The organism is Streptomyces coeruleorubidus (genome assembly GCF_028885415.1).
Taxonomy (GTDB): domain Bacteria; phylum Actinomycetota; class Actinomycetes; order Streptomycetales; family Streptomycetaceae; genus Streptomyces; species Streptomyces coeruleorubidus_A.
The window spans coordinates 23,903-37,582 of record NZ_CP118527.1 but is presented as its reverse complement, the minus strand read 5'-3'; the positions used below and the strand labels follow the sequence as shown (position 1 = coordinate 37,582).

Genomic DNA, 13,680 nt, shown 5'->3' with positions numbered 1-13,680 from the left:
TGAACGGCGTATCCGCCGCACTGGACCGTGACCTGGCGGCGATGGAGGAGCTCTCCCGGCGGATCGCCGAGCAGATCGGCGAGCAGATCGGCGACGGAACCCCCGGCCCGGAACAGGGGTCCCCGGAACCGGCGCGTGTCCACGGCCCCCGAGTGTCGGTAGCGAGGAACTCCGGCATGGTGCGGGACGCCTCCCCGCACACCCAGCAGAGGCATCTGGACGACCTCGTCCGCCGCTACACCGCCAAGACCCCCACCTCCAAGCAGATCGCCCAGCGCTACCGCCGCGTCCTGGCCGACAGCCGTGCCGTCGTCGGCTTCCGCAGCGCCACGAAGGAGATGCTGTACCCGGTCGCGGGCCGCCGCGCGAGCGGGGCGCGGCTGGAGGACGCCGACGGCAACGAGTACGTCGACATCACCATGGGCTTCGGCGTGCTCCTCTTCGGCCACGAGCCGGACTTCGTCAGCGAGGCCGTGCGCGAGCACCTGTCCCGCGGCATCCAGCTCGGCCCCCGCACCATCGAGACCGGCGAGGCGGCGGAACTCCTCGCCGAACTCACCGGGCTGGAGCGGGTGGCCTTCGCCAACTCCGGCACGGAGGCGAACTCGGCGGCCATCCGCCTGGCCCGCGCCGCCACCGGCCGCGACAAGATCGTCACCTTCCTGGGCGCGTACCACGGCCACGCCGACAACGTCCTCGGCCGCGCCTCGGGCAGCGGCGCCGACCAGATCACCGTGCCCGTCTCCAGGGGCATCCCGCAGGCCGCCGTCTCCGATCTGCTGGTCCTCGAATACGGCAGCGACACCGCCCTGGAGACGATCACCCGGCACGCCGACGACATCGCAGCGGTCGTCGTGGAGCCGGTGCAGAGCAGGCACCCCTCGCTCCAACCGGGCGAGTTCGTACGCCAGTTGCGGGAGCTGACCCGCCGCCACGGCATCGTGCTGCTCTTCGACGAGATGCTGACCGGTTTCCGCCCCGCCCCGCGCGGCGCGCAGGAGCTGTACGGCGTGACCCCCGACCTCGCCACCTACGGCAAGCTCCTCGGCGGCGGCTTTCCCATCGGCGCCATCGCGGGCCGTGCCGACATCATGGACGGCGTCGACGGCGGCTACTGGTCGTACGGCGACGACAGTTACCCGCCTGCCGACACGACGTTCTTCGGCGGTACGTACATCCAGCACCCGGTGTCGATGGTCGCCGCCCGTGCCGTCCTCACCCACCTCAAGGAGCACAGCCCGCACCTCCAGGAGCGCCTGAACGCGCGTACCGCGGAACTGGCCACGACGCTCAACGGCTTCTTCGAGGCCGAGGAGTACCCGCTGCGGATGACCCACTTCGGCTCCCAGTTCCGCTTCGAGCACCGCGCCGACATGGAGCTCCTCTACCACCACCTGATGCTGCGCGGCGTGCACGTCTGGGAGTGGCGCAACTTCTTCCTCTCCACGGCCCACTCGGACAGCGACATCGAGTTCGTGGCCGACGCCGTACGGGACTCGCTACGCGAGCTGCGGTCGGCCGGGTTCTTCCCGGGCGGGCGGCCCGTAGCGCCGAAGGCCACGCCCCCGGAACCGGACCAGGCACCGGCACCGACCGCGCCGGCGTCGACGTCCGCCCCCGTTGCCGCCATGGCCTGGAACACCGCGGCGGTCACCGGGACCCGCACGGCACTCGCGGCCGAAACCGCCCCACGTACCGCCGACTTCAGCGTCTACTTCTTCGGCGACTACCCGCAGGACGCCTCGGCGCCCCGGCACGGCCAGTACGAACTCCTGATGGAGGTGGCCCGGTTCGCCGACCGGCACGGTTTCCATGCCCTGTGGATGCCCGAGCGCCACTTCCACTCCTTCGGAGGCCTCTTCCCCAACCCGGCGGTGCTCGCGGCCGCGCTGTCCCGTGGGACCGAGCGCATCCGCCTCAACGCGGGCTCGGTCGTCCTGCCCCTGCACGACCCGATCCGGGTCGCGGAGGAGTGGTCGATGGTCGACAACCTCTCCGGCGGGCGCGTCGGCATCGGTGTCGCCAGTGGCTGGAGTTCCAAGGACTTCGCCTTCTTCCCGGACCGTTTCGGCCGGCACAGGGAGCTGATGTTCGAACAGCTGGAGGAGGTGCGGAGGTTCTGGCGCGGCGAGGCGGTGCGTCGCACCACCGGTGACGGCGAGGCCGCCGACCTGCGGCTCTTCCCGCGGCCGGTGCAGGACGCCCCGCCCATGTACACCGCCGTCGTCGCAAACCCCGCCTCGTACGAACTGGCCGCCCGCCACGGCCTGGGCATCGTCACCAACCTCATGACCCAGAGCGTCGAACAGCTCCGGGACAACATCGCCCGCTACCGCAGTGCACGGGCCCGGCACGGCCTGGACCCGGATGCCGGACGGGTGGCGGTCCTGCTGCACACCTACCTCGCGGAGGACCACGACACCGCACGCACTCAGGCGTACGAACCCCTGTCCCGCTACATGCGCGCCTCCCTGTCCCTGTTCAGCGGCGTCACCAACAGCCTCGGGCACAGCGTCGATCTGGCCGCGCTCAGCGAGGACGACCTGGAGGCCGTGTTCCGCCGCGCCTACGGCCGCTACTGCGACCAGCGCGCCCTGATCGGCACGGTGGACAGTGTCCGCCCGGTCGTGGACGCGGTGACCGCGGCGGGCGCAGACGAGATCGTGGCGCTCGTCGACTTCGGTGTCGCACCCGACGAGCTGCGCTCGGGACTGCCCCGCCTGGACGCGCTGCGCCGCCACTACCACCGGCCGTCCACTGCCGGACCGGTCCCTGGCGAAAGCGCCCCTGCCGAGGCCCCTTTGTCGCCGGGTCAGGAGCGGATCTGGTTCCTGGAGCGCCTGCTCCCGGGGCGCACCGCCTACAACGAGGTCAAGGCCGTCCGTCTCGACGGCCCCCTCGACGTACCCGCCCTGCACGCGGCATTACGCGGCCTCGTCGCCCGGCACGAGGGCCTGCGCACCGTCTTCCGGGAGATGGGGGCGAACCGCGTCAGCTGGTGCGGGCATCCGCCGAGCCCGACTTCGAGGTCGTGGACGGCACCGGCAGTACCCGGACCACGCTCCAGGACGTCCTGGCGGCCGAGAGCGCACGCCGCTTCGACCTGGCGGAAGGCCCGCTGTTCGTCACCCGGCTCGTCAGGCTCGCCGAGGCGCAGCACGTCCTCGTGCTGTCCCTGCACCACATCGTGGTCGACGCGGCTTCGGCCACCATCCTCGCCCGCGATGTTTCCGCCCTCTACCGGGCCGAACGCGACGGCACCGCCCCCGACCTCCCGGCCCTCACCTGGAGCTGCGTCGAGCACGCGAGGGAACAGGCGGCGTCGGCGAACAGCCCCGAGACCGAAGCCGACCTGGCCCACTGGCACCGCACCCTCGCCGGCGACCTGCCCGTCCTCGCCCTGCCCACCGACCGGCCGCGCCCGTCGCCGATGACCTCCAACGGCCGGGCGGTCTTCCACACCCTCGACCCGGAACTCTCCTGCAGGCTGCGCGAGTTGAGCCGAACCCGCCGCAGCACCCTGTTCATGACGCTGCTCGCCGGGTACGCGGCGATGCTGCACAGGATCACCGGGCAGACGGACATCGTCGTCGGCACCCCCTTCTCGGACCGGCCCGAGCGGGCCGAGCACGTGCTCGGGTTCTTCGTGAACACGCTCGCGCTGCGCTTCGACCTGTCCGGCGACCCGGCGTTCACCGCGCTGCTGGACCGGGTGCGCTCGGTTGCCCTCGACGCGTACGACCACGCGCGCGTGCCGTTCGAGAAGGTCGTGCGGGAACTCGCCCCGGTCAGGGCGGTCGACCGGACGCCGGTGTTCCAGGCGTTCGCCGAGTTCCAGCGTGCCGAGCCGTTCCGTTTTGACCTGCCCGGCATCGAGGCCATCCCGCTGGACGTGGGTCCGGACAAGGCGCTGACGGACCTCACCGTCTACTTCACCGACCAGCCGCAGGGCATCCGCTGCCATCTGGAGTACAACACCGACCTGTTCGACCAGCACACCGTCGAGGGGTTCTTCACCACCTTCCGGACCTGATCACCGCCGCTGTCGACACTCCCGATGCGCCCCTGTCGCGGCTCGCCCCGGCCGCCGTCGAGACCGCCGCCGAAGGGGAGCCCGTACCGCGGTCCTGGCAGCGCGGCCCGGCCCGCCCGCCCGCGGACACCACCGTCCACGCCCTCGTCGCCCGGCAGGCAGCCGCCCGGCCGGACAGCACGGCGGTGATCAGCGGCACCAGCCGCCTCACCTACCGCGAACTGGAAGAGCACGCCGGGCAATTGGCCGCAGTCCTGCGCGAGCAGCACACCACAACCGACGGCGACGCCGACGTGGTGGCGCTGTGGCTGCCACGCTCCACCGACCTGGTAGTCGCCATGCTCGCCACGCTCAAGGCGGGCCGTGCCTATGTGCCGCTCGACCCGTCCCTGGGGCGGGCACGCGCCGAGCAGGTCATCGCCGAGTGCGGGGCCCGAACCCTGGTGTCCACGCACGAGGCGGCCACCGCGCTGAACCTGCCCGGGCACGTGACTGTCGTACCACCCGACGCGACCGGCCGCACCGCCCGCACGCCACCATGCCCGCCCCCGACACCCGGTCCGCGTGCTGCGTCCTGTACACCTCGGGCAGCACCGGCACCCCCAAGGGTGTCATGTTGACGCACCGCGGCGTGGTCGACCTGTGCGAGTGGCAGCACCGGCGCTTCGCCTCCACCCCGGCCGACCGCAGCGCCGTCGTGTGCAGCCAGAGCTTCGACGCCTCGGTCCTGGAGATCTGGCCGGCGCTCACCGCGGGAGCGTCGGTCACGATCGCCGGCGAGGACATGCGCAGGGATCCGCTCGCCCTGGCCCGGTGGTACACCGAGCAGGGCGTCACCTTCTCCATCCTCCCCACCGCCCTGGGCGAACAGCTCCTGCGGCTGCGAGCGGGCGATCAGCCCCCGCTGCGGCATCTGCTGCTGGGCGGTGACGTGCTGCGCACCCGCCCGCGGTCCGAGGCGCCGTACGAGACGGTGAACGTGTACGGGCCCACCGAGGTCACCGTCCTGTGCACCACGGAAACGGTGTCCCCGCAGGGAGTCGGCCAGGGAGTCGGCCAGGGAGTCGGCCAGGAGTCGACCCCGCCCGTTCCATCGCGATCGGAGGCCCGGTCGACAACGTGACGCTGAGCGTGCTCGACGAGTCCGGCAGCCCCGTACCCGTCGGCACGGTGGGGGAGCTGTACGTCGGCGGCCCGGGCGTGGCCCTCGGCTACCTGCACCGCCCCGAGCTCACCGCTGAGCGCTTCCTGCCGGACCCCGACCGCGGCCCGGATGCCCGCAGGTACCGCACCGGCGACCTGGTCCGCTGGAGCGGTGACGGGACACTGGAGTTCTGCGGCCGGGCCGACGACCAGGTCAAGATCCGGGGCTTCCGCGTCGAGCCGGAGGAGGTCTCCCGCGTGCTCAACGCCCTGGCCGGGGTGCGCGAGGCGGCCGTGCTGGCCCGGCGCAACGACCAGGGGGAGGCCTATCTGGCGGCCTACGCCGTCCCCGCCGGCCCGATCGGCGTCTCGGCCGACGACCGGCAGGCGCTCGCCGGCCTCCTGGCCGAGGAACTGGCCGCCCGGCTCCCGGAGTACCTGGTGCCGCGTGCCTGGCGGATCCCGACCGCCCTGCCCCTGACGGGCAACGGCAAGCTGGACCGCACCGCGCTGCCGGCGCCCGACCTCGTCACCACGGCACCGGGCCACAGGCCGAGCGGCACCGGCGGGGATCCGGCGTCCGGCCACCGCACGGACATCGAACGGCGCGTACGGCGCCTGTGGGCAGCCGAGTTCGGCATCGACGCCGACACCGTCACGGCCGACACTTCGTTCTTCGACCTGGGCGGCCACTCGATCACCGCGATGCGGCTGGTCAACCAGGTCCGGGAGGAGTTCGGCACCGAATACCCGATGCTGGGCTTCTACCAGGAGCCGACACTGCGGGCCATGACGACCCACCTGGCCGAAACGCTCGCGGCGATGAAGCCGAGCCCGTCGGCCGAGACCGAAACCGAGGCCGAAACCGAGGCGGAGGCCGAAACCGAAACCGAGACGGAAACCGAGGCCGAGACCGACGACCCCGGCCCGGTGGAGCGCCGGGCACCCGCCACCGCCCAGCAGTCCCGCTTCGCCACGGTGCACGCCGAACACCCCCTCCCGCAGGTCTTCAACGTCGCCCTGCGGATCACCCTCTCCGGGAACCTGGACATCGCGGCCCTGCGCACCGCCCTGACCCAGCTCGTCGAACGGCACGAGGGACTGCGGACCCGCCTGGCCCGCAGCGGGAACGGCTGGGAACAGCAGGTACTGCGGCCCTGCCCCGTTCAGCTGCCGCTGGAGGACCTCACCGCACGCCCCGCGCACGAGCGGCAACCAGCCCTGGACCAGGCGAGCACCCGGGCCGCCGAAACGCCCGTCGACCCCACCCGCGGCACGCCGATGTCCCTGCGCCTGCTGCGCACCGGCGAACGCACCTGGGTCCTGCTCCTCGTCCTGCACCACTCCGCCTGCGACGGATGGTCCGCCAGCCTGCTGCTGAAGGAACTGGCCGCGCTCTACGGCTCCGCCCTGCGGGGCGACCCCCACGCCCTGCCGCCCGTGCGGTGCCAGCCCGCCCAGTACGCCCGCTGGCAGCGGGAACGGGCCGACGAGGCCGCCGACGAACGCAACCTGGACTTCTGGCTGCGCGAGCTGGACGGCGTGCCGTTCACGGTCGGCCTGCCCCTGGACCGGCCCCGGCCCGAGCAGCCGAGCGGCCGGGGCGGCGCCGTGATGTTCACCGTCCCCGCCGATGTGCGCTCCGCCGTCGAACGCCTCGCGCGCCAGCGGGGCACGACGCCGTTCGTGGTCACCGCGGCGGCCCTGGGCCGACTGCTCGCGCAGAAGTCCGGGCAGGCCGACGTGGTGTTCAACATCTCCTACGCCAACCGTGAGCGCCGCGCGTTCGAATCCCTGCTGGCCTGCACGATCTCCGGCTTCGCGCTGCCCGTGCGGGCGGCGCCGCCGGTTCCTTCGCCGCCCTGACGGACCGCGTCGCCGTACGGCGGTGGAATGCATGGACCGGGCCGTGCCGGTGCGCCGGATCGCCCCCGCGTTGCAAGAGCGCACGGGCGTCGAGGTGCCGGACCGGCTGGACGTCGGCTTCGCCTACCAGAGCTCGCTGGACGCCGAGGTGGAACTGCCCGGCCTGACCACGGCCGTGGAGGACCTGGCCCCCGCCGCGTCCCGTACGTTGCTCACCTTCGGCCTCGTCCCGGCCGGCGACGAACTGAAGGGCTTCGTCGAGTACTCGGCAGACCTGTGGGACCGCCCCACGATCGAGGACTGGACCCGCGACTACGTTGACCTCCTGCGCGGGGAGACCGGCAGGGCACTCGGGCACTGACACCCTCGTCCGTCCCGGCGCATTGACAGGTCCGGACCAACGCGGCACGCTCTGAGAGCGCTCTCACGCACTTTCCCGGATCGGCCACTTGTCGAACGGAGACGACGAGCATGTTACGCACTCTCAGACGCGGCCTCACGGCTGTCGGGCTGTCCCTCGCGACGGCCCTGACCGGCTCACTTCTCGCGACCGGAGCGGGTACACCGGCCCACGCCGCCGTCCCGGCCACGATCCCCCTGAAGATCACCAACGACTCGGCCCGCGGCGAGCAGGTGTACATCTACAACCTCGGCACCGAGCTGTCGACCGGACGGCAGGGCTGGGCCGACGCCAACGGCACGTTCCACCCCTGGCCGGTGGGCGGCAACCCGCCGACCCCCGCCCCCGACGCATCGATCCCGGGCCCGGCCGCGGGCCAGTCGAAAACCATCCGCCTGCCGAAATTCTCCGGCCGCGTGTACTTCTCCTACGGCCAGAAACTGGTGTTCAGACTCACCACCGGCGGCCTGGTCCAGCCCGCCGTACAGAACCCCGCCGACCCCAACCGGAACATCCTGTTCAACTGGTCGGAGTACACACTCAACGACGCGGGCCTGTGGATCAACAGCACACAGGTCGACATGTTCTCCGTACCATACGCGGTAGGAGTGCAGCGAGCCGACGGAACCACCGCATCCACAGGCCGCCTCAAGCCCGGCGGCTACCACGGCTTCTTCAACGCCCTCAAGGGACAGCCCGGAGGCTGGGCCGGCCTGATCCAGACCCGCCCCGACGGCACCGTACTGCGCGCCCTGTCCCCGCTGTACGGCCTGGAGACCGGCGCACTGCCGGCCACCGTCATGGACGACTACATCAACCGCGTCTGGCAGAAGTACTCCACCTCGACGCTGACGGTCACCCCGTTCGCCGACCGGCCGGGCACCAGGTACCACGGCCGCGTCTCCGGCAACGTCATGCGCTTCACCGACACCGCCGGCGCCACCGTCACCAGCTTCGAAAAGCCGGACGCCTCCTCCGTCTTCGGCTGCCACAGAAAGCTCGACGCGCCGAAGCGGCCCGATCTCCCGCACCCTGTGCGCCGGCTTCAACCGCTCCACCCTGCTGACCAACCCGCACCAGCCCGACTCCAGCGCCGGCGCCTTCTACAAGGACAACGTCACCAACCACTACGCGCGCAAGATCCACGCCCAGATGGCCGACGGCAAGGCGTACGCCTTCGCCTTCGACGACGTGGGCCACCACGAGTCCCTGGCCCACGACGGCAACCCGCGCCAGGCGTACCTCACCCTCGACCCCCTCAACTGACCTGCCCCCTGGCCGGCGCTCCTCCCACAGCCACTGGCACCGCCATCGACTCGCGGAACGAGCTTGCCGAATCCCGCTCGTTCCAACCGAGCCATGACCTGTGCGACCGACGGCCCCATGAGGGTCGGTGGAGGGACGTAAGCGTGCGCTCCGGCCGACCAGTCCGGCCGGAGCACGGCCTCGGTGCCTTTGCGTTCCCCGTACTGGAGTCCTCGCACAGTGCGGAAGGTCCTGGGCATCATCCTGGCGGCGCGCAGCACTCCGCGGGGGTGCCGTTCCGGGCGGACCGCCCGCCGTGTCAAGACGGCAGGCGGCTGTCCCACGCACCATCAGGGTGGGCGTGGGCGTTCTCAGGCAGGCTGTGCCTCGGCCTCGGGCGCAGCCGTCGGCTCCGACGCGGGGGCGCTGTAGAAGACGGACCGGCCCTGCTTGGTGCGTTCGGCCTGGCTCTTGGCCACGAGGCCCTCGAGCGTGACGCGCACGACCTTGGCGGCGATGTCGCGATCGGGGTGAGCCTGGTTGAGGGCCGCGGAGATCTCTGCGGCGGAGCGCGGTTCCTTCTGCTCGGCGAGGTGGCGGCGGATGAGCTCGACCAGGGTGGGCTGGGCCGCCTTCGGGGTGCCCGCGGCCTTGGCCTCGGGGGCCTTGGGCTCCGTGGCCGCCTTCTTCCGCGACCGGGTCGTGGACTTGCGTGCCCTCTGCTTTCCGCCGGGCGTGGCGTCGGCCTTCTTCCGTCGCGGAGAGGGCACCGCGGCGCCGTGATTCTCGGCTGCGGGCTCGGCTGCCGGGGCAGTTGTGATGCCGAGTGCCTGCTGCATGTTCACCAGCACGGCGTGGTCATGCTGCAGTGCGGCGAGCTGCTCCTGCAGAGAAGCGATTTCCGCACTGATCCGTTCCTGCTCCTTGACGTTTGCCTCAAGGTCGCCGGTCACCTGGGCGATGTACTGCGACGCCAGTTCAGTGGCGGGAGTTGTTGTCTCGGGCATGGTGCTGACCTTTCCTCGGCGTGTGGCCGTGCTGCGGTGTTCCTCTGGGGCGAGGTCTCGGCGGCATGGTGCTGTGGTGTAGAGATGGTACGGACAGGCGGAGCCGGATGTTCCCACCGAGTTGTGTCAGGTGCCCGGAATCGACTTTGAGTGCGATGCCCGCGCGTGCCAACGAGGCAGTACCCGGGCCGAGTCAGGCCTGCCACTGGTCGTCACCCCGGCCGGGGGGCGGACTGTACCGGGTTCCAACTGGTCAGAGGAATTCATGGCGGCTCGGTCGGACTCACTGCGCAGTACGCAGAATTCGTTGCCTTCGGGATCAGCGAGGATTGCCCAGCCTGAACCATCAGGATGCCGGTGATCGGCGACAAAGGTGGCGCCGAGGCCCAGCAGCCGGTCCACCTCCTGATCGCGCGAGGTCTCAGGGCGCAAACACAGATGGATCCGATTCTTGATTGTCTTGGTCTCGGGCACCTGGTTGAAGTACAACACCGGGCCCTCCGCCAGCAGCACCTGAGTCTCCCGGTCACCTGGTCTGTCCTCCGGATGCAGCGGACGGCCAGTCACACTGCTCCAGAACCGAGCCAGCTCGTAGGCGTCCGCACAGTCGATCGCCACGTTCTGCACTACCGATACCATGCGCGCGAGCCTCCCTGATCTCCACGCCGAACGCCACCGAGTTGCGCTCATTCTTCGCGCACACAGCTCACGCCCTTGGTATGCCGTTCGGGTAGGCCGGTGACGCGGCTGGCTGGGGTGTGGCCGCTGATGCCGGTGCGGGCCCGTGCGAGGATCGCGACGTGAATGATCTGCACTTCCGCCTCGCCGACGACACCGACCTCGCCACTCTGGTTCGTTTGCGCGACGACGCTGCCCGCTGGATGCTCGCCCAGGGCATTACCGGCCAGTGGCAGCCCGGCCAGCTGGACGAGGACCACTTCCGCCGGTCCATGGCGGCTGGTGAGGTCTGGCTCGCCGAGGCCGACGGCCGCGTGGTCGGGGCCTGGGAGCTGTGGTCGGAAGACGAGGACGCCTGGGGACCACAGCGCCGGTGGCCGGCTATGTGCATCTGCTGATGGTGGACCGCAACAGCGCCCAGCCGGGGACGGGGCGGTTTCTGCCGCGTGCTGCGGAGCGCCGCGCTGCCGCGGCGGGGAGGGCGGTCGTGCGTCTGGGTTGCCTGGCCGACAACGCGCGCCTGAACGCCTACTACCTGGACGCCGGCTACCGGGTCGTCGGCCGGACCAGCGGAAACCGCACCCGAGGTTCGGAAAGAGAACGACCTCTGCCGACAGGCGCCGGTCAGAGGTGTTCGAATCCGTGGGTTGCATCTCAAGCTCAGTCAACAGGTCGATGGTGTGGCTGACCGGTTCGTGCGGCTTGCTGATAGTGCGGCCCAGCTGGGTGGCCTACGGGCGTGGCGGTACCTCGGCACGCTGCACGCTCGCGCTGATGGCGACGGTCTGTGGCACGTGCAAGACCGTGGCTGAACGGCATGCGCGCCTTGAAGATGCCGTCCGGGTCCTGCCCCGTCCGCCCTCGTGGCCGGCCCTGCACGGGCGCGCGCCGCTCGGTGGGCCCAGGAGTTGCTGGACGATCCTGGCGTGTTCCACATCCGGCAAAAGTGGTCGGCTCCGGTCTTTGTGCAGCATCAGCCGATGGCCTGATGGAGGGTTGTGGGCAAAGGTGATGTCGGCATGACGGAGCGGCCCATGAGTTGGTGGCGGAGACCGCGCTGGGTCAAGGCCGTCTGGATCTCCACCGTTCTCGCCGTGGCCGCGTTCTTCGTCGTCCTCGGGGAACTGGACAAGATCGACAAGTGGGCCAGCGCTCTCGCCTTGTTTGTCGGCCTCCTGGGACTCCTCGCGGACTTCCTCTCTGCCGAGCCCCCAGCACCCACTCCCGAATTCTCCGAGCGCCTGCGCCAGGCGACGGAAGACCTGGCAGCGGCAGTACGGGAGCAGTGGCGCGCGGAGGAGAGGTTTCGTCGACTGCAAGACCCCTTCCCCTGCCCGTTCGCTGGACGAGGGCCGATCCGCTGATCACCGACCACTGGGCGAACATCCGCAGGCAGTCGGGCAACATCGCACCATTAGACGTGGAGGGTGAACTCGCCGATGTCCTGAGGACATTCGACGGGGTCCCTTCCAAGAGACTGGTCGTCCTGGGCAAGCCCGGCGCGGGCAAGACGGTGCTCACCTTGCGTCTCGTCCTCCAGATCCTCGAGGCCCGCCGGCCCGGGGACCGTGTGCCGGTCCTGTTCTCCCTGGCGTCATGGCGCCCGGGAGAGCAGAGCCTTCGGTTCTGGATGTCCGAGCACATCGCGAAGGACTTCCCCGCGCTGAGCGCCACGGCGCCATCCGGGGCCACCTGGGCCGCGGAATTGATGGACCACGTCCTCCCCGTCCTCGACGGTCTGGACGAGATGCCCGAGTCCTGTCGTTCGGATGCCATCCGGCACCTCAACGCGACGCTCGACCTGGAAACGCCGGTGATCCTGACTAGTCGTACGGACGAATATCGGCGCACCATCGAATCCGCCGACGTGTTCACAGCGGCCGCGGTCATCGAGCTGCAGCCGCTGGGCCTGGACCAGCTGGTCGGCTACCTGCCCTTCACCACGCGGCGCACGAACGGCGAAGCACATGGGGCGCTCACCACCAAGTGGACGCCGGTCCTCGACTACTTGCGAGAAAGCGGCACCGACGCCGTCGCGCAGGCGCTCATCGAGGTGCTCTCCACGCCGCTGATGTCGTCCATGGCCAGAGTCGCCTACAGCGACACCTCCGCCGACCCCGTCGAACTCATCGACATCAGATTCGCCGACACCTCAGTACTCGAGAAGCACCTGCTCAACTCCTTTGTCTTCGCTTCATATTTCCCGCACGCATCCACCAGCACCGCGCCGCTCGGATCCGCGCGAACGGGCCGCTGCCGTCCGGAACAAGCCCAGGTGTGGCTCACCTTCCTCGCCTCTCACCTGAGCCGGCTCGGTACGCGTGACATCGCGTGGTGGCAGTACATCCATGGCGTGCCGCGCGCGGTGCGCGGGCTTGCGGCCGGCCTCGTATCCGGAGTTCTGTTCGGCCTTGTCGGGGGCATCGCGGCCGACCCGGCCATCGGGTTCGCCTACGGACTGTTTTTCGCGCTCGCCGCCGGGACCTGCTGTGCGCTGGACTCGGAGCCAGAACCGTCCTGTCTCGAGGCGCGATTCCGGGGAACCGCAGGACCCTTCCTCCTCCGATTCCCGGTCGGCGTGGTCACCGGACTCGCCCTGGGGACAGCGTTCGACTTCCCAGGGCCCATCGTCCTCGGGCTGGGCCTCGCCTTCGGTCTCGCGGTGGGGCTGCGCGTGTGGCTGGACGTCCCGGCCAATGTGGCCAACGCTTCCACGCCCCTGGTCGTCTTCCGGCGGGACAGGACCTCCGCACTCGCTCATTGCGCGTCCTTCTCGTTCTCGCTCGGAATAGCTTACGCCGCGGCGATCATCTTCACCGAGGAGGCCTCGGGCGGACTCATGCTGGACCTTCCCCTAGGGCTCCGCATGGGGGTCGAATTCGGTCTGTCGGGAGCGATCGCCGGAGCGGTCGTCGGTGGAGTCGCCTACGGGCGCCTGGGAGCATGCGCGTACAGCCCGGCCGGCGCGGTTGCCGCGGGTCTCGCCTTCCCTCCAACGGACTCGGTGGCATTCGGCCTGGCCGTGGGTCTTCTGTTCGGCCTCGCCGTGGGATTCACCGTGCTGTCGTCACGGGCATGGGGGATTTTCTTGCTGGGCCGTGGATGGCTCACGGTGTGCGGACGCCAGCCACGGCGACTCCTTGGATTCCTGGCGGACGCGCACCGCCGCGGGATCCTGCGACAGACAGGCGGGGTGTACCAGTTCCGGCACGCCCACCTTCAGGAGCGTCTGGCGGAGCAAGCGCGAGCCAGCGACTGATTCCCACGTACCAGCGTGCCGTCCCGGAAACGTAGCTGCTGGCTCTCGC

7 protein-coding genes and 4 pseudogenes are annotated in these 13,680 nt (G+C 70.4%); 9 read left to right on the top strand and 2 right to left on the bottom strand.

Annotated elements, in window-relative coordinates:
- Window positions 1–41: 41 nt before the first annotated feature.
- From PV963_RS00200 to PV963_RS00175, 6 genes and pseudogenes are all read left to right on the top strand, one after another.
- Window positions 42–4,033: pseudogene (locus PV963_RS00200) on the top strand (MupA/Atu3671 family FMN-dependent luciferase-like monooxygenase).
- A 185-nt stretch (window positions 4,034–4,218) separates the two neighbouring features.
- A complete protein-coding gene (locus PV963_RS00195; RefSeq protein WP_274813635.1) occupies window positions 4,219–4,653 on the top strand; it encodes an AMP-binding protein in 435 nt (144 codons plus the stop codon).
- Window positions 4,572–5,156 carry an AMP-binding protein gene (locus tag PV963_RS00190; RefSeq protein ID WP_274813634.1) on the top strand — a complete coding sequence of 195 codons (585 nt, stop codon included), beginning with the start codon at window positions 4,572–4,574 and terminating at the stop codon, window positions 5,154–5,156. The genes PV963_RS00195 and PV963_RS00190 overlap by 82 nt, the downstream gene beginning before the upstream one ends.
- Complete coding sequence (locus PV963_RS00185) at window positions 5,153–7,042, top strand: condensation domain-containing protein (protein WP_274813633.1); 1,890 nt, start codon at window positions 5,153–5,155, stop codon at window positions 7,040–7,042. Before PV963_RS00190 ends, PV963_RS00185 begins: the two co-directional genes overlap by 4 nt.
- A 31-nt stretch (window positions 7,043–7,073) precedes the next feature.
- Window positions 7,074–7,403, top strand: a complete 330-nt coding sequence (locus tag PV963_RS00180; RefSeq protein WP_274813632.1) for a hypothetical protein — start codon at window positions 7,074–7,076, stop codon at window positions 7,401–7,403.
- Between the two features lie 110 nt (window positions 7,404–7,513).
- Window positions 7,514–8,708, top strand: a pseudogene (locus PV963_RS00175) (glycoside hydrolase family 64 protein).
- A 350-nt stretch (window positions 8,709–9,058) separates the two neighbouring features.
- On the opposite strand, the gene PV963_RS00170 reads toward PV963_RS00175, so the two are convergent.
- The gene (locus PV963_RS00170) at window positions 9,059–9,694 is read right to left on the bottom strand and encodes a hypothetical protein (protein WP_274813631.1); all 636 of its coding nucleotides are present in this window, start codon (window positions 9,692–9,694) and stop codon (window positions 9,059–9,061) included.
- Window positions 9,695–9,952: 258 nt separating this feature from the next.
- A pseudogene (locus tag PV963_RS00165) lies at window positions 9,953–10,333 on the bottom strand (VOC family protein); the annotation flags it as partial.
- A 161-nt stretch (window positions 10,334–10,494) separates the two neighbouring features.
- On the opposite strand from PV963_RS00165, the pseudogene PV963_RS00160 reads away from it, so the two are divergent.
- From PV963_RS00160 to PV963_RS00150, 3 genes and pseudogenes are all read left to right on the top strand, one after another.
- Window positions 10,495–11,060 (top strand): annotated as a pseudogene (locus tag PV963_RS00160) (GNAT family N-acetyltransferase).
- A 331-nt stretch (window positions 11,061–11,391) separates the two neighbouring features.
- On the top strand, window positions 11,392–11,736 hold the full coding sequence (locus tag PV963_RS00155) for a hypothetical protein (protein ID WP_274813630.1): 345 nt from the start codon (window positions 11,392–11,394) through the stop codon (window positions 11,734–11,736).
- A 56-nt stretch (window positions 11,737–11,792) separates the two neighbouring features.
- Entirely contained in the window at window positions 11,793–13,631 is a 1,839-nt protein-coding gene (locus PV963_RS00150) for an NACHT domain-containing protein (protein WP_274813629.1), read from the top strand.
- Window positions 13,632–13,680: the final 49 nt, after the last annotated feature.